The sequence below is a fragment of the Streptomyces sp. 1331.2 genome (assembly GCF_900199205.1).
In the GTDB taxonomy this organism is placed as follows: domain Bacteria; phylum Actinomycetota; class Actinomycetes; order Streptomycetales; family Streptomycetaceae; genus Kitasatospora.
This window is the reverse complement of record NZ_OBMJ01000001.1, coordinates 2,398,512-2,423,144: the sequence shown is the minus strand read 5'-3', so window position 1 is coordinate 2,423,144 and position 24,633 is coordinate 2,398,512. Positions and strand designations below refer to the sequence as shown.

General features: G+C 72.4%; 25 protein-coding genes. 20 read left to right on the top strand and 5 right to left on the bottom strand.

The window, feature by feature from the left end; all coding sequences use genetic code 11:
* The first annotated feature begins 38 nt into the window (after nt 1–38).
* From rimM to CRP52_RS10080, 14 genes are all read left to right on the top strand, one after another.
* The gene (gene rimM, locus CRP52_RS10145; RefSeq protein WP_097236093.1) at nt 39–701 is read left to right on the top strand and encodes a ribosome maturation factor RimM; all 663 of its coding nucleotides are present in this window, start codon (nt 39–41) and stop codon (nt 699–701) included.
* Nucleotides 702–763: 62 nt separating this feature from the next.
* Nucleotides 764–1,582, top strand: a complete 819-nt coding sequence (gene trmD / locus CRP52_RS10140) for a tRNA (guanosine(37)-N1)-methyltransferase TrmD (RefSeq protein WP_097239983.1) — start codon at nt 764–766, stop codon at nt 1,580–1,582.
* A 154-nt stretch (nt 1,583–1,736) separates the two neighbouring features.
* Nucleotides 1,737–2,087 (top strand): 50S ribosomal protein L19, encoded by a 351-nt coding sequence (rplS, locus tag CRP52_RS10135; RefSeq protein WP_030056776.1) that lies wholly within the window; start codon nt 1,737–1,739, stop codon nt 2,085–2,087.
* Nucleotides 2,088–2,164: 77 nt separating this feature from the next.
* Nucleotides 2,165–3,010: a signal peptidase I gene (gene lepB, locus CRP52_RS10130; RefSeq protein ID WP_097236092.1), complete on the top strand. Its 846-nt coding sequence runs from the start codon at nt 2,165–2,167 to the stop codon at nt 3,008–3,010.
* Nucleotides 3,011–3,230: 220 nt separating this feature from the next.
* Nucleotides 3,231–4,010, top strand: coding sequence for a signal peptidase I (gene lepB / locus CRP52_RS10125; protein ID WP_373560475.1), 780 nt, complete (start codon nt 3,231–3,233; stop codon nt 4,008–4,010).
* Nucleotides 4,011–4,253: 243 nt separating this feature from the next.
* Nucleotides 4,254–5,282 carry a signal peptidase I gene (gene lepB, locus CRP52_RS10120; protein WP_097236090.1) on the top strand — a complete coding sequence of 343 codons (1,029 nt, stop codon included), beginning with the start codon at nt 4,254–4,256 and terminating at the stop codon, nt 5,280–5,282.
* A gap of 145 nt (nt 5,283–5,427) precedes the next feature.
* Nucleotides 5,428–6,183, top strand: coding sequence for a signal peptidase I (lepB, locus tag CRP52_RS10115; protein ID WP_097236089.1), 756 nt, complete (start codon nt 5,428–5,430; stop codon nt 6,181–6,183).
* Nucleotides 6,184–6,295: 112 nt separating this feature from the next.
* Nucleotides 6,296–6,769 carry an NUDIX hydrolase gene (locus CRP52_RS10110; RefSeq protein ID WP_097236088.1) on the top strand — a complete coding sequence of 158 codons (474 nt, stop codon included), beginning with the start codon at nt 6,296–6,298 and terminating at the stop codon, nt 6,767–6,769.
* A 55-nt stretch (nt 6,770–6,824) separates the two neighbouring features.
* Complete coding sequence (locus CRP52_RS10105) at nt 6,825–7,151, top strand: DUF2469 domain-containing protein (protein WP_030056781.1); 327 nt, start codon at nt 6,825–6,827, stop codon at nt 7,149–7,151.
* Between the two features lie 168 nt (nt 7,152–7,319).
* Nucleotides 7,320–7,868 (top strand): YraN family protein, encoded by a 549-nt coding sequence (locus CRP52_RS10100; protein ID WP_097236087.1) that lies wholly within the window; start codon nt 7,320–7,322, stop codon nt 7,866–7,868.
* Nucleotide 7,869: 1 nt separating this feature from the next.
* Nucleotides 7,870–9,579, top strand: coding sequence for a YifB family Mg chelatase-like AAA ATPase (locus CRP52_RS10095; RefSeq protein WP_097236086.1), 1,710 nt, complete (start codon nt 7,870–7,872; stop codon nt 9,577–9,579).
* The gene (dprA, locus tag CRP52_RS10090; protein ID WP_097236085.1) at nt 9,576–10,790 is read left to right on the top strand and encodes a DNA-processing protein DprA; all 1,215 of its coding nucleotides are present in this window, start codon (nt 9,576–9,578) and stop codon (nt 10,788–10,790) included. Before CRP52_RS10095 ends, dprA begins: the two co-directional genes overlap by 4 nt.
* A gap of 591 nt (nt 10,791–11,381) precedes the next feature.
* Nucleotides 11,382–12,239, top strand: coding sequence for an RNA polymerase sigma factor WhiG (whiG, locus tag CRP52_RS10085; protein WP_373560553.1), 858 nt, complete (start codon nt 11,382–11,384; stop codon nt 12,237–12,239).
* 141 nt (nt 12,240–12,380) lie between these two features.
* Nucleotides 12,381–12,965, top strand: a complete 585-nt coding sequence (locus CRP52_RS10080) for a TetR/AcrR family transcriptional regulator (RefSeq protein ID WP_097239982.1) — start codon at nt 12,381–12,383, stop codon at nt 12,963–12,965.
* Nucleotides 12,966–13,031: 66 nt separating this feature from the next.
* On the opposite strand, the gene CRP52_RS10075 is transcribed toward CRP52_RS10080, so the two are convergent.
* Nucleotides 13,032–13,640, bottom strand: a complete 609-nt coding sequence (locus CRP52_RS10075) for a M23 family metallopeptidase (RefSeq protein WP_097239981.1) — start codon at nt 13,638–13,640, stop codon at nt 13,032–13,034.
* Between the two features lie 605 nt (nt 13,641–14,245).
* Here CRP52_RS10075 and rpsB point away from each other — a divergent pair.
* The 6 genes from rpsB (at nt 14,246) to rlmN (ending at nt 20,448) form a co-directional block, all read left to right on the top strand.
* Entirely contained in the window at nt 14,246–15,115 is an 870-nt protein-coding gene (rpsB, locus tag CRP52_RS10070; protein ID WP_097236083.1) for a 30S ribosomal protein S2, read from the top strand.
* A 129-nt stretch (nt 15,116–15,244) separates the two neighbouring features.
* On the top strand, nt 15,245–16,084 hold the full coding sequence (gene tsf, locus CRP52_RS10065) for a translation elongation factor Ts (protein ID WP_097236082.1): 840 nt from the start codon (nt 15,245–15,247) through the stop codon (nt 16,082–16,084).
* Between the two features lie 261 nt (nt 16,085–16,345).
* On the top strand, nt 16,346–17,110 hold the full coding sequence (pyrH, locus tag CRP52_RS10060; RefSeq protein WP_030056790.1) for a UMP kinase: 765 nt from the start codon (nt 16,346–16,348) through the stop codon (nt 17,108–17,110).
* A gap of 98 nt (nt 17,111–17,208) precedes the next feature.
* On the top strand, nt 17,209–17,766 hold the full coding sequence (gene frr / locus CRP52_RS10055; protein ID WP_097236081.1) for a ribosome recycling factor: 558 nt from the start codon (nt 17,209–17,211) through the stop codon (nt 17,764–17,766).
* A 281-nt stretch (nt 17,767–18,047) separates the two neighbouring features.
* The gene (locus tag CRP52_RS10050; protein WP_097239980.1) at nt 18,048–19,235 is read left to right on the top strand and encodes a phosphatidate cytidylyltransferase; all 1,188 of its coding nucleotides are present in this window, start codon (nt 18,048–18,050) and stop codon (nt 19,233–19,235) included.
* A 73-nt stretch (nt 19,236–19,308) separates the two neighbouring features.
* Nucleotides 19,309–20,448, top strand: a complete 1,140-nt coding sequence (gene rlmN, locus CRP52_RS10045) for a 23S rRNA (adenine(2503)-C(2))-methyltransferase RlmN (protein ID WP_097236080.1) — start codon at nt 19,309–19,311, stop codon at nt 20,446–20,448.
* A 9-nt stretch (nt 20,449–20,457) separates the two neighbouring features.
* Here the strand turns inward: rlmN and CRP52_RS10040 are convergent, their stop codons facing one another.
* From CRP52_RS10040 to CRP52_RS10025, 4 genes are all read right to left on the bottom strand, one after another.
* On the bottom strand, nt 20,458–21,609 hold the full coding sequence (locus tag CRP52_RS10040) for a hypothetical protein (RefSeq protein ID WP_097236079.1): 1,152 nt from the start codon (nt 21,607–21,609) through the stop codon (nt 20,458–20,460).
* A 68-nt stretch (nt 21,610–21,677) separates the two neighbouring features.
* The gene (locus CRP52_RS10035; RefSeq protein WP_097236078.1) at nt 21,678–22,418 is read right to left on the bottom strand and encodes an ABC transporter ATP-binding protein; all 741 of its coding nucleotides are present in this window, start codon (nt 22,416–22,418) and stop codon (nt 21,678–21,680) included.
* Nucleotides 22,419–22,644: 226 nt separating this feature from the next.
* Nucleotides 22,645–24,039, bottom strand: a complete 1,395-nt coding sequence (locus CRP52_RS10030) for an aspartate aminotransferase family protein (protein WP_097236077.1) — start codon at nt 24,037–24,039, stop codon at nt 22,645–22,647.
* Nucleotides 24,036–24,509 (bottom strand): Lrp/AsnC family transcriptional regulator, encoded by a 474-nt coding sequence (locus CRP52_RS10025; protein WP_030243538.1) that lies wholly within the window; start codon nt 24,507–24,509, stop codon nt 24,036–24,038. The genes CRP52_RS10030 and CRP52_RS10025 overlap by 4 nt, the downstream gene beginning before the upstream one ends.
* Nucleotides 24,510–24,633 lie beyond the last annotated feature (124 nt).

Here is a 24,633-nt window from a genome sequence, read left to right as displayed (position 1 = left end):
ACCCACTTCGACCCAGGAACTCCAGGAGAACGATCACCGTGCAGCTCGTCGTCGGCAGGATCGGCCGTGCCCACGGCATCAGGGGGGACGTCAGCGTCGAGGTCCGCACCGACGAGCCGGAACTCCGGCTCGGCCCCGGTGCCGTCCTGCTCACCGACCCCGCGTCGGCCGGGCCGCTGACCGTCGAGTCCGGCAAGGTCCACAGCGGCCGGTTGCTGCTGCGCTTCGCCGGCGTCAAGGACCGCAACGCGGCCGAGGCCCTGCGGGGGACCCTGCTCATCTCCGAGGTCGACCCGGAGGAGCGTCCCGACGACCCGGAGGAGTACTACGACCACCAGCTCATCGGCCTGGACGTGGTGCTGCTCGACGGCACCCTGGTCGGCGAGCTGACCGAGGTGGTCCACCTGCCGTACCAGGACCTGCTCACGGTGAAGAAGGCCGACGGGACGGAGGTGCTGGTGCCCTTCGTCAGCCAGATCGTGCCGACCATCGACCTGGAGAACCAGCGCGCGGTGATCACCCCGCCGGCCGGGCTGATCGATCCGGACCAGGCCGAGGTCGCCGGTACGTCGTCGGCCGAGCGCGTCGAGAGCGCCGAGCGCGTCGAGAGCGCCGAGCGCGCCGAGGACTCGGAGGGGTCGGAGGCCTCGGGCGAGCCCGAGAGCTCGGAGGGGACCGAGGGTTCGGGGGAGTCGGAGTGACCGTCGAGGAGACCGGCGGCGTGCAGGTCAGCGGTGCGCACAGCGGCGGCGTGCAGAGCGGCATGCGGATAGACGTCGTCACGATCTTCCCCGAGTACCTGGAGCCGCTGAACATCTCGCTGGTCGGCAAGGCCCGCGCCCGCGGCCAGCTGGACGTGCACGTCCACGACCTGCGCGAGTGGACGCACGACGTGCACCGCACGGTGGACGACAGCCCGTACGGCGGCGGCCCCGGCATGGTGATGAAGCCCGAGCCGTGGGGCGAGGCGCTGGACGCGGTGGTCGCCGGCGGGCCCGAGGGCGAACTGCCCACCCTGGTGGTGCCCACCCCGAGCGGACGCCCGTTCACCCAGGAGCTCGCGCAGGAGCTGGCCGGCCGCCCCTGGCTGGCCTTCACCCCCGCGCGCTACGAGGGCATCGACCGCCGGGTGATCGAGGAGGCGGCCACCCGCATGCCGGTGGTCGAGGCCTCGATCGGCGACTACGTGCTGGCCGGCGGTGAGGTCGCGGTGCTGGTGATGGTCGAGGCGATCGCCCGGCTGCTGCCCGGGGTGCTCGGCAACGCCGAGTCCCACCGCGACGACTCTTTCGCGCCGGGCGCGATGGCGGACCTGCTGGAGGGCCCGGTCTACACCAAGCCCGCCGAGTGGCGAGGCCGAGCGGTGCCGGACGTGCTCCTCAGCGGCAACCACGGCCGTATCGCCCGCTGGCGGCGCGAGCAGGCCTTCGCCCGCACCTTGGCCAACCGGCCGGACCTGGTCGAGCGCTGGCAGTACGGCGCCTTCGACAAGAAGGACCGGGAAGCGCTCAGCATCCTGGGCCTGGCCTGGGACGAGAAGCTCGGCCGATTTCGGTCGGCGGCCGGTGGTGTGGAAGAATAGGCCGCTGTTGTCTGTCGCTGGCTCCCTCCCGTAGGGGGCACGTGGACCGGCGCCCCCGCCACGGGGGGCTCGCCGTCAGCCGATGCGGCCCGCAGCAAACCCCATTGTGACGATTTTCCGTGGGCGGCCCGTGGCGCCTGCGATGGAGAGCAACATGAGCAACAAGCTCGCTGCTGTCGACGCGGCCTCGCTGCGTACCGACATCCCGGCCTTCCGCGCCGGTGACACCCTGAAGGTCCACGTCCGGGTCATCGAGGGCAACCGCTCCCGTGTCCAGGTCTTCCAGGGCGTCGTCATCCGTCGCCACGGCGCCGGCATCGGTGAGACCTTCACCGTTCGCAAGGTCAGCTTCAACGTCGGCGTGGAGCGCACCTTCCCGGTGCACACCCCGGTCGTCGAGAAGATCGAGGTCGTGACCCGCGGTGCGGTTCGCCGCGCCAAGCTGTACTACCTGCGTGACCTCCGCGGCAAGGCCGCGAAGATCAAGGAGAAGCGCGACCGCTGATCCACCGGCCCCCGGCCTGGCCGGGGGATCGGAGCGCTCCGGGGGGCCGAACGGCCGCAAGGTAAGCTCACCCCCCGATGAGCACGCACGAACCACCCGCGGACCGCGACGGCAGTCCCGCACCCACCGGTGCGGGCTCGCTGTCGCGGTCCGCGGTCGTTTCCGGGGAAGCGGTGACCGGTACGGCTGCTGCCGACGACATGGCGAAGGACAATGCCGAGGACTCGGAGCAGGAGGCGGAGCCCGGCCACTCGCGCTCGCGCGACCTGCTGTTGCTGGTGGGGATCTGCCTGGCGGCCCTGCTCGTGGTGAACGCCTTCGTCGCGCGTCCGTTCGCGGTGCCCTCCGGGTCGATGGAGGACACCCTGCGGCCGGGGGACCGGCTGGTCGCGAACCAGCTCGCCTACGCCTTCGGCGGCCACCCGCAGCGGGGCGACGTCGTGGTCTTCGACGGAACGGGCTCCTTCCTGAGGGAGTCGGCGAAGCCGTCGGGCTTCTGGGACGGCCTGCGGGCGTTCGCCCAGGACCTCGGGCTGGCCCCGGCCGGTGACACGGTCTACGTCAAGCGCGTGATCGGCGTCGGCGGCGACCGGGTGACCAGCACCGGCCCGGGCGCGCCGATCACCGTCAACGGCGTAGCGGTGGACGAGACCTCCTACCTGGCCCCGGGGGACGACCCGTCGAGCGTGGCCTTCGACGTGGTGGTGCCGGCCGGCGAGCTGTGGGTGATGGGTGACCACCGCAGTGCCTCCCGGGACTCCCGCGACCACCTCGGTGAGCCCGGCGGCGGCTTCGTGCCGGAGGAGAAGGTGATCGGCCGGGCGGACTGGGTGGTGTACCCGTTCTCGCGGTGGACCGGCCTGGACCGGCCCGCGGCCTTCGCCGCGACTGCGGGGACGGGTGGTCATGGGGACCAGAGGTAGGGGTAGGGTCGCCGACCGTCCGGCCCGGGAGCCGGGCGAGGCGCGGTCAGCCGGTGTGCGACCGGGCGGTGTGGGAACGGGTGGTACCGAACCGGGCAGTGCGGGAGCGGGCAGTGTGCGACCGGGGGACACCGGGGCTGCCGGAGGTCGGGCGGTTCGCGGTCGGGCCGAGCGCCGCCGCAGTGCCCGACGCGTGGCCCGTCGGCGCAAGCGGTCGCTGGTGCGCGAGATTCCGATGATCATCCTGGTGGCCCTGCTGGTGGCGCTGGTGATGAAGACCTTCCTGATCCAGGTGTTCGTGATCCCCTCGGGCTCGATGGAACAGACCATCCGGGTCGGTGACCGGGTGCTGGTGGACAAGTTGACCCCCTGGTTCGGCAGTGAGCCGCAGCGCGGCGACGTGGTGGTGTTCAAGGACCCGGGGGGTTGGCTGGAGCACGACCGCAAGCCCTCCGGCGACGGTGCGGCGCTGGGCGCGGGCAAGCGGGTGCTGACCTTCGTCGGGCTGCTGCCGTCCGACGACGAACAGGACCTGATCAAGCGGGTGATCGGGGTCGGTGGGGACACCGTCGAGTGCTGTGACGCGCAGGGGCGGCTCAGCGTCAACGGCCACCCGGTGGACGAGCCCTACCTCGCGCCCGACAATCCGCCGTCCCGGCAGCCCTTCAAGGTGAAGGTGCCGGAAGGCCGGTTGTGGGTCATGGGCGACCACCGGGACGTCTCCGCCGACTCCCGTTTCCACATGGGCAATCCGGGCCAGGGCACGATCCCGCTGAGCGGCGTGGTCGGTCGCGCCTTCGTGATCGCCTGGCCGCTGGACCGGTTCCGGCAACTCGACGTGCCTACGTCACTCTCCTCTCTCCCCACGGCGCCGCAGGCCGCCGGAACTGCCGCGGAATCCGTGGGTGTTGGGCCGGTTCCTATGGAACCTCCGCTCGTTATGGGTGTGTTGGGCATCCTTCCGCTCGTCGTTCGTCGGCGGGGCCGGCCTCCGGAGTGAGCCGCGCCGACCGCCGACCGGCCGGGCCTCGCGTGTGGAACCGCGAGCGAGGTGCCTTGGAGTGATAGAGAAGTGCAGGTGCGGCCGGGAGTGGTCCCGGTCGTACGGCCGAGGCTGTGCCGGTGTCAGGGGAGCCCGCGGTGGGCAGCCCTGAGGCGTTCATGGTCATGGCGAGCGTGGTGCCCGCTGTGCGGCACTCTGAGCGCGGGCGCGCGGGCGTCCGCACAGCAGGGAGGAGACGTTGTGGGGGATTTGGTGATCGGTGCCCGCTCAGGCGCCGGAGAACCCGAGGGCCCGGGCCGCCGGGTGGCCCGGTCCGCCGACTCCGCGGCGCCCTCGGCCGCGGTCGAGGACGCGGCGGCCCAGACCGCCGACGAGCACGGCGCCGGAGCGGAGGACTCCCCGGAACGCTCGCACTCGCAGCCCTCGCATCCGGGACCTTCGCATGCGGGGACCGAGCCGGCGGACGGGCCGGAGTCTCCGGCCAAGCCGCGCAAGCAGCGTTCCTTCTGGAAGGAACTGCCGATCCTGATCGGGATCGCGCTGATCCTCGCGCTCGTTATCAAGACCTTTTTCGTCCAGGCGTTCTCCATTCCGTCGGAGTCGATGCAGAACACGCTGCAGGTGGGTGACCGCGTCCTGGTGGACAAGCTGACCCCGTGGTTCGGGGCGGAACCCGAGCGCGGTGAGGTCGTGGTGTTCCACGACCCGGGCGGCTGGCTGAACGACGAGCCGACCCCACAGAGCAGCAACTCCTTCGTCCGCGGCCTGCAGGACGTGCTCAGCTTCGTCGGGCTGATGCCCTCCGCCAACGAGAAGGACCTGATCAAGCGGGTCATCGCGGTCGGCGGGGACACCGTCGAGTGCGAGGGCGAGGGACCGGTCAAGGTCAACGGCGTCGCGCTCAACGAGCCGTACGTCTACCGGGGCAACACCCCCTGCGGTGACCACCCGTTCGGGCCGGTGAAGGTGCCCAAGGGCCGGATCTGGGTGATGGGCGACCACCGCGCCAACTCGCTGGACTCCCGCTTCCACATGGACCAGCCGGGCGGTGGCACCGTCCCGGTGGACAACGTGATCGGGCGGGCCTTCGTGGTGGCCTGGCCGATCGACCACTGGTCGACGCTGCCGGTGCCGGACACCTTCGACCAGAAGGGCCTGGCGGCGGCCGCGCCGCCGGCGCCGCCCGTGGCCGGTGCGGTCGGGGCCGTCGCGCTGCTCCCGCTGGTGCGTCGGGTGCGGGGCCGGGAGGAGCGCCGGAAGGAGTCCTGAGCTCCACGGGGTCGTCCCCGACTCTTGCGCGGGCCGTGGTACCGACGAGTAATCTGCTCGGACGTGCCACGGCCCGTCGGCTTTCCCGCCGGTGCCCCCGGCGTGCCAGTGGAGTTCTCCGGTCGGCCAGAGGTGGACGGTGTCGATGAGCAGTGTCGTGGAGCAGACGGCGGACCGCCCGGTCGCGCCCGCCGACGGGCGCCGCCGGCCCGGCACGGTGCTGCAGGGCATCGCACTGGCGCTCGGGCTGCTGCTGATGGTCGGCGGCTTCGCCCTCATCGCGATCGACTACCGGCCGTACAACATCCCCACCCCCTCGATGCACCCGACCCTGCAGGCCGGGGACACCGTGCTGGCGCGGAAGGTCGGCGGCGGCGCCATCGGCCGGGGCGACGTGGTGGTCTTCCGGGACCAGGCCTGGGGCGGCGAGCTCATGGTCAAGCGGGTGGTCGCGGTCGGCGGCGACACCGTCGCCACCAGCGGGGACAACCGCCGGCTGACGGTCGACGGACAGCCGGTGGACGAGCCGTACCTCGCGGCCCAGGGCCGCCAGGGCGAGTCGTTCAGCGTGACCGTGCCGCAGGGCAGGCTGTTCGTGCTCGGCGACAACCGCGTGGGCTCGCTCGACTCCCGCAGCCACCTGGAGGTCGACGGCGGGACCGTCCCGGTCGCGGCCATCGAGGCCAGGGTCGAGGCCACCGTGATGCCCTTCGGTCGGATGGGCCTGCTCGGCCGCACCGCCGCCTTCGACGGTTTCGCGGGCCCGCGGGCGTCCCAGCCCGGCCCCCTGGAGCCGGCCGCCTACGCCACCGTCGCGGGTGCGGCGCTGATCCTGGTGACCTCGGCGGTGGGAGGGGTGGCGGGCCTGGCCCGCCGGTTCCGCCGGGGGCGCAGCTCCTGACCGGGGCCGTCGCGGCGCGGGCCGCTCTGCCGAACATCGCCCCGGACGGCCGCGCCGGGTGGCAGGATCGGTAGCGCCACCGAGACGGACGGAAGGAGCGTGGAGGGCCGCCATGACCGCACAGCGCCGCCGCGCGGCGCGGATCCTGCTGCTGGACGGGCTGGACCGCATCCTCCTCTTCCTGGGCGCCGATCCGGCGGTCCCCGGGGAGACGTGGTGGTTCACGCCCGGGGGCGGCTTGGAGCCGGGGGAGGACGTGCGCGAGGCCGCCGAGCGGGAGCTCGCGGAGGAGACCGGCTTGCGGGGCGTGGACCTGGGGCCCTTGGTGGCGTACGGCACGGTGTCGTTCTCCTTTCGGGGACAGCGCTACGAGCAGGAGCAGTGGTTCCACCTGGCCCGGACCACGGAGACCGGGCTGGACCACTCGGGGATGGGCGCGGAGGAGCACGCCCAGCTGCTCGCCGCGCGCTGGTGGACGGTCGAGGAACTGAGGGGGACCGCCGAGACGGTCTATCCAGCCGGCCTGGCGGACTTCCTGGAAGTGCTGCTGGCCGAGGGCCCGCCGGAGGATCCGGTACGGCTCTGACCGTGGGTGCGGTGGTCCACAATGGGTGGACGTGACAAGTTGAGGGGACGCCTGGATGAGTGCCGAAGATCTCGAGAAGTACGAGACCGAGATGGAGCTCAAGCTCTACCGGGAGTACCGGGACGTCGTCGGCCTGTTCAAGTACGTGATCGAAACCGAGCGACGGTTCTACCTCACCAACGACTACGAGCTGCAGGTGCACTCGGTCCAGGGCGAGGTGTTCTTCGAGGTGTCGATGGCGGATGCGTGGGTCTGGGACATGTACCGGCCGGCCCGGTTCGTCCGCAAGGTCCGGGTGCTGACCTTCAAGGACGTGAACATCGAGGAACTCGCGAAGAGCGATCTGGAGCTGCCCTCGGACGAGTCCGGCTTCGGGAACTGACGTTGGACGACTCCGTCCCGCGTTGTCCAGCCGAATTTCGCGGGATCGGAGCTTCTCACCCCTGCGGGTGACAAAGTTATCCACAGGCCCCGGGTTATCCACAGGGTCTGAGAATTTCCGCGCCTCTCGGTGCGCGGTGGGGCAGCCTCCTCGGCGGAGGTGGTCACCATGCAGCACACCGTCGTGCAGGACCAGGCCGTACCGGACGCGGAAGCGCCGGAGACGGTCGTACCCGTCGCAGCCGCGCCCGCCACGGCAGCGCCCGGGGAGAGGGAGCGGGCCGTCCCGGGCCGCTCCAGCAAGAACGGGCTCGGCCGCTACGGGGAGCGGGTCGCCGCCCGCCGCCTCGCGGAAGCCGGGCTCCGCATCCTGGACCGCAACTGGCGCTGCGTCGAGGGCGAGCTGGACATCGTCGCCCTCGACGGCGACACGGTGGCGGTCTGCGAGGTGAAGACCCGCTCCGAGCGAGGCTTCCAGCAGCCCAGCGAGGCCATCGACCGGGCCAAGGCCGCCCGGCTGCAGCGCCTGGCCGAGCGGTGGATGGCCGAGCGCTGGCCCGGCCACTTCGCCCGGCTGGCCGGGCCCGACTACGACCCCGGCCCGACGGACCCGCACTGGCCCCCCGCCCCGCCGGGCGGAGTGCGGATCGACCTGGTCGCCGTGGTCAACCGGGCGCGGGGTGCGGCCCTGGTCGACCACCTGCGGGGGGTGGTCTGAGATGGCCTTCGCCCGCACCTGTTCCGTCGCGCTGGTCGGCGTCGACGGCGTGATCGTCGAGGTCCAGGCCGATCTGGAGCCCGGGGTGGCCGCGTTCACCCTGGTCGGCCTACCCGACAAGGCACTCACCGAGGCCCGCGACCGGGTCCGCGCAGCGGTCGTGAACAGCGGCGAGGCCTGGCCGCAGCGCAAGCTGACGGTCGGCCTCAGCCCCGCCTCGGTCCCCAAGAGCGGCAGCGGCTTCGACCTCGCAGTGGCCTGCGCCGTGCTGGCCGCCGCCGAGCGGCTCGACCCCTCCTCCATCGCCGACCTGCTGATCATCGGCGAGCTGGGGCTGGACGGCCGGGTGCGGCCGGTCCGCGGGATCCTGCCGTCGGTGCTGGCCGCCGCGGACGCCGGGTACGAACGGGTCGTGGTCGCCGAGCAGACCGCGCCCGAGGCCTCGCTCGTCCCCGGGGTGACGGTGATCGGCGTCCGCAGCCTGCGCCAACTGCTCGCCATCCTGACCGGGGCGGCGGCACCGGAGGAGCCGCCCGACCCGATCGGCGGCCGACCGGATCCGCTGATGGCCGGGCTGATGCTGCCCAGCGCGAGCGTGCGGGGCCTGTCCGACGACAAGGCCGCCCACCTCGACATGGCCGACGTGGCAGGCCAGTACGAGGCCCGGCGCGCCCTGGAGATCGCCGCCGCCGGCGGGCACCACCTCTACCTGAAGGGGCCGCCGGGCGCGGGCAAGACCATGCTGGCCGAGCGGCTGCCCGCGCTGCTCCCACCGCTGACCCAGAAGGAGGCACTGGAGGTCACCGCCGTGCACTCGGTGGCGGGCCTGCTCCCGGCCGGGCGCCCGCTGATCGACACCGCGCCCTACTGCGCCCCGCACCACTCCACCACGATGCCCGCGATCGTCGGCGGCGGCAGCGGCCTGCCGAGACCGGGCGCCGTCTCGCTGGCCCACCGGGGCGTGCTGTTCCTGGACGAGGCCCCGGAGTTCCCCGTCCGGGTGCTCGACGCGCTGCGCCAGCCGTTGGAGTCCGGCGAGGTGCTGATCGCCCGCTCGGCCGGCTCGATGCGGCTCCCGGCCCGCTTCCTCCTCTGCCTGGCCGCCAACCCCTGCCCGTGCGGACGGTTCTCACGGCGCGGCGAGGGGTGCGAATGCACCCCGACGATGGTCAGCCGCTACCAGGGGCGGCTCTCCGGGCCGCTGCTGGACCGGGTCGACCTCCAGGTCCAGGTCGCCCCGGTGACCAGGGTCGAACTCATGGAGCGGGACGCCACGGCGGAGAACACCGCGACCGTCGCGGCCCGGGTGCTGGCGGCCCGGGAGCGGGCGGCAGCCCGGCTGGCGGACACCCCGTGGCGGACCAACGCCGAGGTGCCGGGCCATGAGCTGCGCACGCGCTGGCAGCTCGCGCCCGGTGCGCTGAACGACGTCGCACGCCAGTTGGAGCGGGGGCTGCTGACCGCCCGCGGCCTGGACCGGGTGCTCAGGGTCGCCTGGACGGTGGCGGACCTGGCCGGCCGCGACCGGCCGGACCAGCGGGACGTGCGCACCGCCCTGGTCCTGCGCACCGGGGTGGAACACGGACTGCCCTCGCAGGAACGGGCCCTGGGCCGCCTCGGCGGTATCCCGGCCCAGCGCACCGGCCCGCCGGGCGAAGGCCGGCCCGGCCCGGGCATCGAACGTTCGGAGAGCGAGAAGGGCGAGGCATGAAGCAGCTGTCCAGGCACCCCCAGGCACACGGCGAGACCGGAGCGGCGGGTGACGCCGCGGCCGGCCCGGCGCCCCGCCCCACCGCGGCCTCCGAACCCGAGCGCCTCGCCCGTGTCCGGCTCAGCCGGCTCAGCGAGCCGGGCGACGCGGTGCTCGGCCGCTGGCTCGGCCGCCTCCCCGCCGTCGACGTGGTCGAGGCGATCCGGACCGGGACGGTGCCCGACCATCCGGGGCTGGACGCCGAGCGGCTGGCCGGGTACCAGGCGAGACTCCCGGGGCCGGATCCGGAAACGGACCTGAAACGGGTACGGCACGCCGGTGGACGGTTCATCATTCCGGGGGACACGGAATGGCCGAGTCAACTCGACGATCTGGGCGACGGACGCCCGATCGGGCTCTGGGCGACCGGCACCGGCTCGCTGCGGCTCCTGGCGCTCCGCTCGGTCGCCGTCGTGGGCTCCCGCGCCTGCACGGCCTACGGCGCCCACGTCGCCGGCGAGCTGTCGGCCCAACTGGCCGAGCGCGGCTGGGTGGTGGTCTCCGGGGCCGCCTACGGGATCGACGCGGCCGCGCACCGAGGGGCACTCGCCGTCGGCGGGATGACCATCGGAGTGCTCGCCTGCGGGGTCGACGTGGCCTACCCGAAGGGGAACGCCGAACTGATCCGGCGGATCGGTGTCCAGGGCCTGTTGGTCAGTGAACTCCCGCCCGGGGAGCACCCGAACCGCTTCCGCTTCGTCCTGCGCAACCGGGTCATCGCGGCGCTCACCCGGGGCACCGTGGTGGTCGAGGCCGCCGTGCGCAGCGGTGCCCTGAGCACGGCCCGACGGGCTCGGGACCTCAACCGCCACACCATGGGCGTGGCCGGCCCGGTGACCTCGGAGCTCTCGGCCGGGGTGCACGCCCTGATCCGCAGCGGCGGCGCCACGTTGGTCACCGACGCGGCCGAGATCAGCGAGTTGGTCGGGGCGATCGGGGACGACCTGGCTCCGCAGCGCAGCGGACCGGTGCTGCCGCGCGATCTGCTGGAGCCCCCGGTGGCCCGGGTGCTGGAGGCCGTACCGGCGACGGCCGAGGGCGCGCCGGTCGAGCGACTGGCCCGCCAGTGCGGGCTCCCGCCGGACGAAGTCCTGCAACGGCTCTACGAGTTGGTCTCGCTCGGCTACGTCGAGCGACACGGCGCGCACTGGCGCATGGTACGGAGGAGGTGAGCGTCGGAGCAGAGAACACCGGTACGCCGAGGGGCCCTGCGACGGGGGCGGCCCGGTGGGACGGCCCGACTGACCTGCTGATCCGGTCTCCGCTCGGGTGGCCGGATCCGATGAGTGAACGCCACCGGATCGGGGGACGACCGAGTGGCGGTAGCGCTTTGCAGTGAGTCGGTCACGCTACGCTCCACATGCCTTCCCTATCAGCACATGACTCGGCAGAACGGCGCAGACCAACGCATGCCCACACACATTCCCGGACACAGAGTGACCGGTGGCGGCACCCGGTCCTCGGGAGGGCCGAGGACGGAGCGGCGCTCCGCGACCGAGTTCCCGTCCAAGTCGGCGGGGACGATGGGAGGCCTGTCGCGCCAGGGCGGCCGGCCGGCGGCGGTTCCAGGCCAGCCCGCGGACGCGGCCCGGGACACCGAGGCGACGCGCGACGGCGAGGCGGCCCGCACCGCCGACGCGTCCGCCGACACCTCCGTCGGCCCCGAGGCCGACGGTGCGGCCCGGCCGCTCGGAGTGGCCCGCCCACCGGGTGCGGCCGGTCCGCCCGGCACCGACCAGCAGCCGGACGCGGCCCGCCCGCCACTGCCCTCGCCCCTCTCGCAGTCCCGCCGGGAGCAGCCGGCGGGCGGTCCGCGGCAGGCAGCTCCGGGCCAGGGCAGCCAGGACGCCGCGGCCCGGGGCCGCAGCGCGCTCGAAGAGCTCTGGCGCTCCTACAAGGAGACCGGGGACCAACGGCTGCGGGAGCAGCTGATCCTGCACTACTCACCGCTCGTCAAGTACGTCGCGGGTCGGGTCGGGGTCGGTCTGCCCTCCAATGTCGAGCAGGCGGACTTCGTCTCCTCCGGCGTCTTCGGGCTGATCGACGCGATCGAGAAGTTCGACATCGATCGCGCCATCAAGTTCGAGACCTACGCGATCAGCCGCATCCGCGGCGCGATCATCGACGAGCTGCGCGCCCTGGACTGGATCCCCCGCTCGGTGCGGCAGAAGGCCAAGGCGGTCGAGCGGACGTACGCGACGCTGGAGGCCCGGCTGCGTCGGACGCCGCACGAGCCCGAGGTCGCGGCCGAGATGGGCATCGCGATCGAGGACCTGCACGCGATCTTCAGTCAGCTGTCGCTCGCCAATGTCGTGGCGCTGGACGAACTGCTCCACCCGGTGGGGGAGAGCGGCGACCGGCTGAGCCTGATGGACACCCTGGAGGACCACGGCGCGGACAACCCGGTCGAGGTGGCCGAGGACCGCGAGCTGCGCAGACTGCTGGCCCAGGCGGTCAACACCCTCCCCGAGCGGGAGAAGACGGTGGTGACGCTCTACTACTACGAGGGGCTCACCCTCGCCGAGATCGGACAGGTGCTGGGAGTGACGGAGAGTCGGGTGAGCCAGATCCACACCAAGTCCGTCCTCCAACTGCGCGCCAAGCTGTCGGACGTCCGGTAGCCCGCCGGTCCGGTGGGGCAGGAGTCCGGCCTGGAGGGAACGGGTCAGGCGGGTCCGCGCCGGCTCCGGATGCGCGGCGCCGTATCGGCCGCGGGTAGGGCTCCGTACAGTGGGAGCGTGCCGAAGATCCGAGCGGCCACGGTGGCCGAGCATCGCCAGCTGCAGCGGGCAGCCCTCCTCGACGCTGCCCGCACCCTGCTCACCGAGGGCGGTATGGAGGCCCTGACCTTCCCCGCGCTCGCGACGCGCACCGGGCTGGCGCGTTCCTCGGTCTACGAGTACTTCCGCTCCCGCGCCGCCGTGGTCGAGGCGCTCTGCGAGGTGGACTTCCCGCTCTGGGCGGCCGAGATCGAGGCCGGGATGGAGAGCTGCGACACCGCCGCCGAGCGGATCGAGGCGTACGTCCGGGGCCAGCTGGCGCTGGCCGCGGACCCGCGCCACCGTGCGGTCGTGGCGATCTCGGCGCTGGAGCTGGACGAGGCCGCGCGCGAGCGGATCCGGGCGGCGCACGGCAGGCTGGCCGGACTGCTCGTCCAGGCGCTGGAGGAGCTGGGCCACGAGCAGACCCGGCTGGCCGCGGCACTGCTGCAGGGGGTCGTGGAGGCGGCCGTCCGCAGGGCCGAGCAGGCGGCGGCCGGGAATCGCGCCGGCTGCGCGACCGAGAGCAGCGAGCAGATCGCCGACGCCGCCGTCGCCCTGGCGCTGCACGGCCTCGGCCGGGCCTGATCCGCTGCAGTCTCCCCGTCGGACGTGAACTCCTCCGGTGGGAACCCCCCAGCTATCCACTCCCTGTTATCCGCTCCCGCCGTTGAAGGGCAGCAGTCGGGCCGTGCCCGCGCCGAACAGGGCCAGCGGGTCCAGGTAGCGGCCTCCGCGTAGCAGCCCCCAGTGCAGGCAGTCCTGAGCGGGGCAGTGCCGACCGTCCGTGGCGAGCTGCCCGATCACCTGCCCGGCGGTCACCGCGGTGCCGACCGGGACGGTGCCGGTGACGGGCAGGTAGGTGGTCCGGAGCGGGGGAGAGCCCGAGCCCGGGTGCGCGACGGTCACCACCGGGCGGCCCGCCACCAGGCCGGAGAACGTGACCACCCCGGCGGCCGCCGCCCGCACCTCCGCCCCGGGCGCGGCCGCGAGATCCACCCCGCGGTGTCCGGCGGCCCAGGGCTTCGCCGGCGGCTCGAACCGCCCCAGCACCCCTCCGGGCCCGCCCACCGGCCAGGCCCGTGCGCCGCTCCGGCCGCCACCGCCACCGCCACCGCCATCCACGCCATCCACGCCACCCACGGAGCCTCGGGAGCCCCCGGTCCGGCCCTCGGCCGTCGCGGCGCCCGACAGTACGAGCACCACCCCCAGCACCACGGAGAGCGCTCCCCGAACCCCGACGAACCACGCACGAGCTGTCATGCACGAAGGCTCGCGGTCGCGCCGCCGCCGCACCACCCACATCCGGATTCCTGTGGACAAACCGCCTCCACCCCAGGCCGCCATCCCTCCGACGGGTGTACGGACGCCGCCATCCGGTGTACAAGAGGCATACCGACGGCCCACGAGGGGCAGGCGGCCACGCCGGGCACGGCTCGGCCCCCACCTGCCGCAGACCCCGGCAGTCCCCCCGAAGTTCCTCCCGCAGTTCCCCCGCCGACCCGCCCGCTCCGGCCGTTTCCCGGGCTCTTCCCAGGTCCCCGGCGGCCCCCCGGCCGCTCGCGAAGTCGCCCGCCGCTCGGCGCTTCCCGTACACTTCACACGCGACCCGGTCCGCCGGGTCGACTTCGCACGCCCCGCCACCGGTGGTCGGACGCGGTACATCCGCGGCCCCGCCAGGTGCGAGTGCCGCTCGGTCCGCCGAGCCCGACCGGCCCCAGGCCGAGCGGGCGCAAGCGGCTCGGCACGTTCGGGGCGTCAGGCGTGGCTGTCACCTGGCCGCCACGGACAAACCGAGACTGACCCGGCTGTGGGCGATCGCTGCGACGCAGTGCCGCCGCCGGGCCGCAACACCAAGGAGTACGGCAATGGCCGTCGTCACGATGCGGGAGCTGCTGGAGAGCGGCGTCCACTTCGGTCACCAGACCCGCCGCTGGAACCCGAAGATGAAGCGCTTCATCATCACCGAGCGCAACGGCATCTACATCATCGACCTCCTGCAGTCGCTGAACTACATCGACCGCGCCTTCGAGTTCATCAAGGAGACCGTTGCCCACGGCGGCAGCGTCCTCTTCGTCGGCACGAAGAAGCAGGCCCAGGAGGCCATCGCCGAGCAGGCCACCCGCGTGGGCATGCCCTACGTGAACCAGCGCTGGCTCGGCGGCATGCTGACCAACTTCTCGACCGTCTACAAGCGCCTGCAGCGCCTGAAGGAGCTCGGCGAGCTGGACTTCTCGGACGTGGCCGGCTCCGGCCTCACCAAGAAGGAGCTCCTGGTCCTCCAGCGCGAGCACGACAAGCTGGAGAAGACCCTCGGTGGTATCCGCGACATGCAGCGCGTTCCCAGCGCTGTCTGGATCGTGGACACCAAGAAGGAGCACATCGCGGTCGGCGAGGCCCGGAAGCTCAACATCCCGGTCGTCGCCATCCTCGACACCAACTGTGACCCCGACGAGGTCGACTACAAGATCCCGGGCAACGACGACGCGATCCGCTCCGTCACCCTGCTGACCCGCGTGATCGCCGACGCCGTCGCCGAGGGCCTGAAGGCCCGCGCCGGTGTCGCCAAGGGCGACGCCAAGGCCGAGCCGGGCGCCGACCAGCCGCTGGCCGACTGGGAGAAGGACCTCATCGAGGGCGAGAAGAAGGCCGAGGAGGCCCCCGCCGCCGAGGCTCCGGCCACCGAGGCTCCGGCCGCCGAGGCCCCGGCTGCCGAGGCTCCGGCCGAGCAGGCCTGACGTACCAAGGGTGAGGGGCACCCGCCGGTACGAAACCGGCAGGTGCCCCTCTCTCCCGCGCCGGGACCGAACCACCGGTCCCGGCGCCACCCCACGCAGACACGCGAGACGCGAGAAGAGATTCACACCATGGCGAACTTCACCGCCGCGGACGTCAAGAAGCTCCGTGAGCTCACCGGCGCCGGCATGATGGACTGCAAGAAGGCCCTGGACGAGGCCGAGGGCAACGTCGAGAAGGCCGTCGAGCTCCTGCGCATCAAGGGCCAGAAGGGCGTTGCCAAGCGCGAGGGCCGCGACGCCTCCAACGGCGCCGTTTCCGCGCTGATCGCCGAGGACAAGAAGTCCGGCGTCCTGGTCGAGCTGAACTGCGAGACCGACTTCGTCGCCAAGGGTGACAACTTCGTCAAGGTCGCCGACGCCATCGCCGCCCACGTCGCCAAGTCCGCCCCGGCCGACCTGGACGCCGCCCTGGCCTCCGAGATCGAGGCCGGCAAGACCGTCCAGCAGTTCGTGGACGAGGCCAACGCGACCCTGGGCGAGAAGATCGTCTTCCGTCGCTTCGCCCAGTTCGACGGTGACGGCTTCGTCGCGGTCTACCTGCACAAGACCAGCCCCGACCTGCCGCCGGCCGTCGGCGTCCTGGTCGAGCTGGACAAGGAGAACGCCGAGGTCGCCAAGGACGTCGCGCAGCACATCGCCGCCTTCGCGCCGAAGTACCTGTCCCGCGAGGAGATCCCGGCCGAGGAGCTTGAGAACGAGCGCCGCGTCGCCGAGGCCACCGCTCGCGAGGAGGGCAAGCCGGAAGCCGCCCTGCCGAAGATCGTCGAGGGCCGCGTCACCGGCTTCGTGAAGGAGAACTCCGTTCTGGAGCAGGCCTTCGCGAAGGACAACAAGAAGACCGTCGCCAAGGTCCTTGAGGAGAACGGCGTCGCCCTCAAGCGCTTCGCCCGCTTCCGCGTCGGCGCCTGAGCCACGTTCCACCTGGTCCCCGGCCCCCTTAGGCTGGGAACCGCCCCCGCCCGCTGACCGGGGCGGGAGGAACGCCGAACGGGCTCACCCAGCGCCTACCGCCCACGGGCGGGCTCGCGTCGGCACCATGAACGACGAGGAGGCCATTGCCGTGCAGGACACCGAACCGGTTCCCGCGGCAGTGGCCTCCTCGCGTGTACGCGCAGGCGGGGCATCCGCACACCCGCGCCTGTGACCAGTAGGTGCAAAAAGGAGAAGTCCATGCAGGAGACGCAGGAGACCGCGCAGGACCCCAAGGCCGGCTCGCGCCGCCGGGTGCTGCTCAAGCTGTCCGGTGAAGCCTTCGCCGGTGGCGGCGGGCTCGGCGTCGACCCGGACGTCGTGCACGCGATCGCCCGGGAGATCGCCACCGTCGTCCGCGCCGGTACCGAGGTCGCGGTGGTCATCGGCGGCGGCAACTTCTTCCGGGGCGCCGAGCTGCAGGTCCGCGGTATGGACCGGGCCCGCTCCGACTACATGGGCATGCTCGGCACCGTCATGAACTGCCTTGCGCTGCAGGACTTCCTGGTCAAGGAGGGCATCGAGACCCGGGTCCAGACCGCCATCACCATGGGCCAGGTCGCCGAGCCGTACCTGCCGCTGCGCGCCGTCCGGCACCTGGAGAAGGGCCGCGTCGTGATCTTCGGCGCCGGTATGGGCATGCCGTACTTCTCCACCGACACCACGGCCGTCCAGCGGGCGCTGGAGATCCACGCCGACGTCCTGCTGATGGGCAAGAACGGCGTGGACGGCGTCTACGACTCCGACCCGCGGACCAACCCGGACGCGGTCAAGTTCGACGCGCTGGAGTACTCCGAGGTCATCGCGCGCGACCTCAAGGTCGCCGACCTCACCGCGATCACGCTGTGCAAGGACAACAACCTTCCGATGCTGGTCTTCGAACTGCTGGCGGAGGGCAATATCGCGCGTGCGGTGAAGAGTGAGAAGATCGGCACACTCATCAGCCAGGATTCTGTCCGGGCCTGAGCAGCAACCAGCCGTACGGGACGGCGCGGGCGCCGCGACCGGCCTCCGAGCCGTCACCGGTCGGAACAACAGCAGATGAACCGGACAGGGAGACCACAGTGATCGAAGAGACCCTCCTCGAAGCCGAGGAGAAGATGGAGAAGGCCGTCGCCGTCGCCAAGGACGACTTCGCCGCCATCCGCACCGGCCGCGCGCACCCGGCGATGTTCGCCAAGATCGTCGCGGAGTACTACGGCGCCGTGACGCCGATCAACCAGCTGGCCTCGTTCTCGGTGCCGGAGCCCCGGATGGCGGTCGTCTCGCCGTTCGACAAGACCGCGCTGAAGGCCATCGAGCAGGCGATCCGCGACTCCGACCTGGGCGTCAACCCGTCCAACGACGGCAACATCATCCGCGTCGTGCTGCCCGAGCTGACCGAGGAGCGCCGCCGGGAGTTCATCAAGGTCGCCCGCGGCAAGGGCGAGGACGCCAAGGTCTCCATCCGTTCGGTGCGCCGCAAGGCCAAGGACGCGATCGACAAGCTGGTCAAGGACGGCGAGGTCGGCGAGGACGAGGGCCGCCGCGCCGAGAAGGAGCTCGACGACACCACGGCCAAGTACGTGGCCGCCGTCGACGAGCTGCTGAAGCACAAGGAAGCCGAGCTGCTCGAGGTCTGATGAACGACGCCCCTGACGCCCCTGGCTACTGGGGCCCGTCCGACCAGCAGTTCCAGCCCTACCGCCCGGCGCCCCAGCCGCAGCCACTCCGCGACCCGGTCGGACCGGCGCCGGGGTACGGCGAGCAGCCGGCGCCGGTCCAGGGACGTCCCGGCCACCCGGGCGGCCCGGCCGTGCCCCCGGGCGTGCCGGGTGCCGTCCCGGGGGACCAGGGTCTCCGTTCGGATCACTTGCGGCAGCCCCCGGTGTACTGGGGCGGCGACGCGGAGGAGACTCAGGTCATGCCCCCCGTCCCGGCCGACCCCGGCCCGCCCCCCGGTGCGCCGGGCCGCGGCCGACCGGCCGTCCCCGGCGCCTCCGCGGCGGAGCCGGCCCGGGAGGCCGGCCGACTGAGCGGTCCGCTGTTCCGCGACGAGCCGTCCGAGCCGGCGCCGCCCGCCGTGACGGAGACGGTCGTGCTGCGCGCGATATCGCCCGACGTCGCCCCCGCCCCCGCCCCCGGTCACGGCACCCCGCCGCACCCGGGGGCACCGGTGCATCCCGCGCCGCCGCCCAGCCACCCGGCGGCCGGACAGCCCCGCTTCGTGCCGTCGTCCCACCCAGGGCAGGAGACACCCGTGGCCGCCCAGCCCGACCCGCAACCGCAGCCGCGCAAGCAGCGCGGTGGCCGTAACCTCCAGGCCGCCATAGGCGTGGGGGTCGGCCTCGGCGTGGTGATCATCGCCTCGCTGTTCGTGGTGAAGGCGCTGTTCCTGGTCGTCGTGATGGCCGCGGTCGCGGTCGGCGTCTGGGAGCTGACCAGCCGGCTCTCCGAGCGCAAGGAGATCAAGGCGCCGCTGGTCCCGCTGGTCGTCGGCGGCATCGCGATGGTCGCCACCGGTTACTGGTCCGGGGTCGAGTGGGCCGCAGCCTCACTCGCACTGACCGGCCTGGCGGTGATGGTCTGGAGGATGGCCGAGCCGCCGGAGAACTACCTGCGGGACATAACGGCGGGCGTGTTCACCGCCTTCTACGTGCCCTTCCTGGCCACCTTCGTGGCGATGATGCTGGCGGCCGACGACGGCCCCCAGCGGATCGTGCTCTTCCTGATCGTCACGATCTGCAGCGACACCGGCGCCTACGCCGTGGGCTACAAGTTCGGCCGGACCAAGCTGGCCCCGACGATCAGCCCCGGCAAGACCCGCGAGGGCCTGGCCGGCGGCATCGCCCTGTCGATGCTGGCCGGCGCCGTGCTGATGCAGCTGATCATCGACGACGGCAGCTGGTGGCAGGGCCTGATCCTGGGCGGCTGCGCCGCGGTCACCGCGACCCTGGGCGACCTGGGCGAGTCGATGATCAAGCGCGACCTGGGGATCAAGGACATGGGCACGCTGCTGCCCGGCCACGGCGGCATCATGGACCGGTTGGACTCGCTCCTGCCGACCGCCCCGGTGGTCTGGCTGCTGCTGGTGGCCTTCGTCGGCAGCTGATCCGCGCGTACGACGGAGGGCCCCGGACGCCTGGCGTCCGGGGCCCTCGCGCGTCTGCGACACTGGAACAACCATGCCTAAGCCCGGAGAACTCACCTTTGTCGCGCCGCGCGGCGCCAAGCCCCCGCGACACCTCGCCGACCTGAGCCCCGCCGAGCGCAAGGAGGCCGTCGCCGAGCTGGGCGAGCAGCCGTTCCGCGCCAAGCAGCTCTCCAACCACTACTTCGGCCGGATGTCGAACGACCCGGCGGGCTGGACGGACATCCCCGCCGCCAGCCGGGAGAAGCTCACCGGGAGCCTGCTGCCCGAGCTGATGTCGGTGGTGCGGCACGTGTCCTGCGACGACGACGCCACCCGCAAGACGCTGTGGAAGCTCTTCGACGGCACGCTCGTGGAGTCCGTGCTGATGCGCTACCCGGACCGGGTCACCATGTGCATCAGCTCGCAGGCGGGCTGCGGGATGAACTGCCCGTTCTGCGCCACCGGTCAGGCCGGGCTGACCCGCAACCTCTCCACCGCCGAGATCGTCGAGCAGATCGCCGCCGGGATGCGCGCGCTCAAGGTCGGGGAGTTCGGGGCGCGCGGGACGTCGTCCGTCGAGGACGGCAGCGGTCCGGCCGGCGAGGCGCGGCTGTCCAACGTGGTCTTCATGGGCATGGGCGAGCCGCTGGCCAACTACAACCGGGTGCTGGCCGCGATCCGCCGGCTGACCGACCCGGCGCCGGACGGCTTCGGGCTGTCCCAGCGCGGCATCACGGTCTCCACCGTCGGCCTCGTCCCGGCGATGCACCGCTTCGCCGACGAGGGCCTGAGCTGCCGCCTGGCGCTGTCGCTGCACGCCCCGGACGACGAGCTGCGCGACGAGCTGGTGCCGGTGAACACCCGGTGGAAGGTCGCCGAGGTGCTGGACGCGGCCTGGAACTACGCGGAGAAGTCCGGCCGCCGGATCTCCATCGAGTACGCGCTGATCAAGGACATCAACGACCAGGCCTGGCGGGCCGACCTGCTCGGCCGGTTGATCAAGAACCACCGGGTGCACGTCAACCTGATCCCGCTGAACCCGACGCCGGGTTCCAAGTGGACGGCCTCCCGGCCCGAGGACGAGCGCGAGTTCGTCCGCCGGCTCCGGGCCCACGGCGTGCCGACGACCGTCCGCGACACCCGCGGCCAGGAGATCGACGGCGCCTGCGGCCAGCTCGCCGCGGCCGGCTGACCGGAGCGGTCAGCGCAGACCGGCGGCCGCCAGCGCGGCGGTCGCCCCGCCGGTCAGCAGCAGCGTCGTGCCGACGGCCAGGGTGCGCAGTGCGACCGCGCCGAACAGCAGCCGGGGCGAGGTGCCGAGGCGCAGCAGCACCTCGGTGACGTCCCGGCGGTCGGTGCGGACCTCGGCCAGCCGGGCGATCACCGCGGCGGCCGCGCAGCCGAGCACCAGGCAGGCCTCGACGGCGGGCAGGGCGTCGGCGCTGCCGGGGGTGCCGATCCAGTAGCGGATGGTGGTGAGCACCAGCGCGACGGCCAGGGTGAGGACGGCCAGCGGCGCGCCGAGGCGGGGGGCCTGGGCGGTGAGCCCGCGGCCGGCCAGCAGCCGTAGCGGGGTGGGCCGGCCGAGGGCGAGCAGCCGTCCGGCCCAGGCCAGCAGCGGGCCGGTGAGCAGGGCGAGGCCCAGTGCGCCGGCCGCCCAGCCGCCGAGGGCGGCGGTGCTGGTGGTGCCGAGCCCGGCGGGCAGGTGGATCGGGCGGCCGTCGGCGGGGGCTCCGGGCCGCAGCGCGATGAGTTCGAGGGCCGCGCCGATCACGCTCACTCCGATCGGCAGCGCGATCCGCCAGACGCCGAAGCCGGTGCGGTGGTGGGTGCGGCCGCCGGGCAGGTCCTCGGTGACGGGCACCGCGCAGGCGGCGGCGATGCCGGCGGTGAGCGGGACCAGGGCGAGCAGGGTGACCGGTGCGGCGGCCGGCAGCGGGACGCCCATGCCGAGGTCGGGGGCCAGTGAGGGCCCGGCGATGTCGTTGCGCAGTACCAGGAAGACCAGCAGGGTGAGCACGCTGCCGAGGGTGCAGGCGAGGGCGACCTCGCCGGCGATCAGGGCCCGGATCCGGCGGGAGCCGGCCCCGGCGGCGGTGAGGCCGGCGATCCGCTCGGGCCGCCGGGCGGGGACCGAGCGGGCGGCGACGGCGGCGAACCAGGCGACGGCGGCGAGCGGGGGCAGGCACCAGAGCAGCCGGACCAGCGGGTCGGCACCGCCGAGCGGGTCGCTCATGGCCCGGCCGAGGGAGCGCAGCAGGAAGGCGGCCACCACGGCGGCGGCCAGTGTGGTGAGCAGCCAGCGGCCGAGGTCGGGCGCCCGGTAGCCCCGGGCCAGACGGAGATAGAACACGGCGACTCTTTCAGCGGCTCGGCGTCGTCAGCGGCACGGTGTCGTCAACGGCTCGGTGTCGTCCGTCGTCAGAGGCGGGTGGCCGTGACGGCGGGTGCTCCGGTGGTCCCGCGCGGGACGGGGGCGGCGGGGGCGGTGAGCCGGCCGTCGACGAGGGCGACGGCGCGGTCCGCGAACCGGACGAGTTCGGGGTCGTGGGTGGCCAGGACGAGGGTGAGCTGGTGCGAGCGGGCGGCGCTGGTCAGTATCCGCAGGACCTGGTCGGCGGCCTCGCGGTGCAGCGGGGCGGTGGGGTCGTCGGCGAAGACGACGGGCGGCTGCGGGGCGAGGGCGCGGGCGACGGCGACCCGCTGGCGCTGGCTCTGGACCAGCCGGTCGGGGCGGTGCCTGGCGAAGTCGCCGACGTCCAGGCGCTCCAGCCACTCGTCGGCGGCGGTGTACGCGGCCTTGTTGCCGGCCCCGGCGAGCAGCAGGGGCAGGGCGACGTTCTCCCGGGCCGTCAGTTCGGGGACGAGCTGCGGCTCGGAGCCGACGAAGCCGAAGCGGTCGCGGCGCAGCCGTTCGCGGCCGGCCCGGTTGAGGGTGTGCACGGGGGCGCTGTTGAACCAGACCTCGCCCTCGTCGACCGGGAGCCGGGCGGAGAGGCAGCCGAGCAGGGTGCTCTTGCCGGAGCCGCGCGGGCCGGTGACGGCGAGTACCTCGCCCTCGCGGACGCCGAGCGAGATGCCGCGCAGGGCGGGGGTGCTGTGATGGGACTTGACGATCCCCCGGGCCCACAGCACGTCGTTGTCAGGCGGTGCCGCTGACATGAGGTTCCATCCTGGGTGGCCGCAGGGATATGACAGTCGTCAGATTAGAACGACCGTGGCGGGTCGCGGTTGCGGCGCACTGGTCCATCACGGGCAAATCACCCGCATTCAGGCATGTTTGGTCGTACGACTGTGATGTTCGGTGACGGTGGTGTGAACGCCGAAGGGCGGCCCCGCGGGAGCGGGACCGCCCTTCGGCGGAGGGTGGGGAAGAGGGCTCAGGGGATCAGAGCTTCGCCCACGCGTCGGTGAGGCTGGTCCGCAGGATCTGCTCGATCTCGTCGAAGGTCGACTGGTCGGAGATCAGCGGCGGGGCCAGCTGGACGACCGGGTCGCCACGGTCGTCGGCGCGGCAGTACAGGCCGTTGTCGAAGAGAGCCTTCGAGAGGAAGCCGTAGAGCACGCGCTCGGTCTCCTCGTCGTTGAAGGACTCCTTGGTGATCTTGTCCTTCACGAGCTCGATGCCGTAGAAGTAGCCGTTGCCGCGGACGTCGCCGACGATCGGCAGGTCGCGCAGCTTGCTCAGGGTGCCCAGGAAGCGCGACTCGTTGTCGAGCACGTGCTGGTTGAGGCCCTCGCGCTCGAAGATGTCGAGGTTGGCGAGCGCCACGGCCGAGGAGACCGGGTGGCCGGCGAAGGTGTAGCCGTGCAGGAAGGTGTTGTCACCCTTGTAGAACGGCTCGGCGATGCGGTCCGAGATGATCGTGGCGCCGATCGGGGAGTAGCCCGAGGTCATGCCCTTGGCGCAGGTGATCATGTCCGGCACGTAGCCGAACTTGTCGGCGCCGAACATGGTGCCGAGGCGGCCGAAGGCGCAGATGACCTCGTCCGAGACCATCAGCACGTCGTGGCGGTCACAGATCTCGCGCAGGCGCTGGAAGTAGCCGGGCGGCGGCGGGAAGCAGCCACCGGCGTTCTGCACCGGCTCGACGAAGACGGCGGCGACGGTCTCGGGGCCCTCGAAGAGGATCGCCTCCTCGACCTGGTCGGCGCACCAGCGGCCGTACGCCTCGGGGTCGACGGTGCCGTCGGGGCCCTCAAGGTAGTGCGGGGCGCGGTAGATGTTGGTGTTCGGGGCCTTGTGGGTGCCCGGCACCAGCGGCTCGAACGGGGCCTTCAGGCCCGGCAGGCCGGTGATGGACAGCGCGCCCTGCGGGGTGCCGTGGTAGGCGATGGCGCGGGAGATGACCTTGTACTTGGTCGGCTTGCCGATCAGCTTGAAGTACTGCTTGGCGAGCTTCCAGGCGGTCTCGACGGCCTCGCCGCCACCGGTGGAGAAGAAGACCTTGTTCAGGTCGCCCGGGGCGTAGTTGGCCAGGCGCTCGGCCAGCTCGACGGCCTTGGGGTGCGCGTAGCTCCAGATCGGGAAGAACGCGAGTTCCTTGGCCTGCTTGGCGGCGACCTCGGCGAGCTCGGTGCGGCCGTGACCGGCCTGCACGACGAACAGGCCGGCCAGGCCGTCGATGTACTTCCGGCCCTTGTCGTCCCAGATGTAGGTGCCCTCGCCCTTGACGATCGTCGGCACGGGGGAGTTCTCGTACGACGACATGCGGGTGAAGTGCATCCACAGGTGGTCGTAGGCGGTCTTGGAAAGGTCCTTCTGCGCCGGGTCGGCTGTCATCGGGTGCCCCAGGTGTAGGTCTGTTTCCGGAGCTTCAGGTAAACGAAGCTCTCGGTGCTCCGCACGCCGGGAAGGGCGCGGATGCGCTTGTTGATCAGTTCGAGCAGGTGCTCGTCGTCCTCGCAGACCAGTTCGGCCAGAAGGTCGAACGAGCCTGCGGTGCAGACGACGTAGTCGACCTCGTCGAGGGCGGCCAGCGCGTCGGCGACGGGCTCGATGTCGCCCTCGACCCGGATGCCGACCATCGCCTGGCGGGTGAAGCCGACGGTGAGCGGGTCCGTGACGGCGACGATCTGCATCACGCCTTGGTCGAGCAGCTTCTGGACGCGCTGCCGTACGGCTGCCTCGGACAGGCCGACGGCCTTGCCGATGGCGGCGTACGGGCGGCGCCCGTCCTCCTGGAGCTGCTCGATGATCGCCTTGGAGGCGGCGTCGAGGGGAACGCTGGCGTTCCGGTCGCGGTTGGCCACGCGGCCACTGTGCCTGATCGATTCGGCGTTCGCAAGCTTGGAAGCTGCTGATTTCGTCGCGATCTTGGAAAACGCGTACGGATTTCATCGCGTACATCCACTTGGCCTGTCGATTACGGCAGTG

Coding starts and splice junctions, on each gene's coding strand:
- trmD (WP_097239983.1), top strand. CDS start 764: ATGCGGATAGACGTCGTCACGATCTTCCCCGAGTACCTGGAGCCGCTG.
- rplS (WP_030056776.1), top strand. CDS start 1,737: ATGAGCAACAAGCTCGCTGCTGTCGACGCGGCCTCGCTGCGTACCGAC.
- lepB (WP_097236092.1), top strand. CDS start 2,165: ATGAGCACGCACGAACCACCCGCGGACCGCGACGGCAGTCCCGCACCC.
- lepB (WP_097236089.1), top strand. CDS start 5,428: ATGAGCAGTGTCGTGGAGCAGACGGCGGACCGCCCGGTCGCGCCCGCC.
- CRP52_RS10110 (WP_097236088.1), top strand. CDS start 6,296: ATGACCGCACAGCGCCGCCGCGCGGCGCGGATCCTGCTGCTGGACGGG.
- CRP52_RS10105 (WP_030056781.1), top strand. CDS start 6,825: ATGAGTGCCGAAGATCTCGAGAAGTACGAGACCGAGATGGAGCTCAAG.
- CRP52_RS10100 (WP_097236087.1), top strand. CDS start 7,320: ATGCAGCACACCGTCGTGCAGGACCAGGCCGTACCGGACGCGGAAGCG.
- CRP52_RS10095 (WP_097236086.1), top strand. CDS start 7,870: ATGGCCTTCGCCCGCACCTGTTCCGTCGCGCTGGTCGGCGTCGACGGC.
- dprA (WP_097236085.1), top strand. CDS start 9,576: ATGAAGCAGCTGTCCAGGCACCCCCAGGCACACGGCGAGACCGGAGCG.
- CRP52_RS10075 (WP_097239981.1), bottom strand. CDS start 13,640: ATGACAGCTCGTGCGTGGTTCGTCGGGGTTCGGGGAGCGCTCTCCGTG.
- rpsB (WP_097236083.1), top strand. CDS start 14,246: ATGGCCGTCGTCACGATGCGGGAGCTGCTGGAGAGCGGCGTCCACTTC.
- tsf (WP_097236082.1), top strand. CDS start 15,245: ATGGCGAACTTCACCGCCGCGGACGTCAAGAAGCTCCGTGAGCTCACC.
- pyrH (WP_030056790.1), top strand. CDS start 16,346: ATGCAGGAGACGCAGGAGACCGCGCAGGACCCCAAGGCCGGCTCGCGC.
- CRP52_RS10050 (WP_097239980.1), top strand. CDS start 18,048: ATGCCCCCCGTCCCGGCCGACCCCGGCCCGCCCCCCGGTGCGCCGGGC.
- rlmN (WP_097236080.1), top strand. CDS start 19,309: ATGCCTAAGCCCGGAGAACTCACCTTTGTCGCGCCGCGCGGCGCCAAG.
- CRP52_RS10035 (WP_097236078.1), bottom strand. CDS start 22,418: ATGTCAGCGGCACCGCCTGACAACGACGTGCTGTGGGCCCGGGGGATC.
- CRP52_RS10030 (WP_097236077.1), bottom strand. CDS start 24,039: ATGACAGCCGACCCGGCGCAGAAGGACCTTTCCAAGACCGCCTACGAC.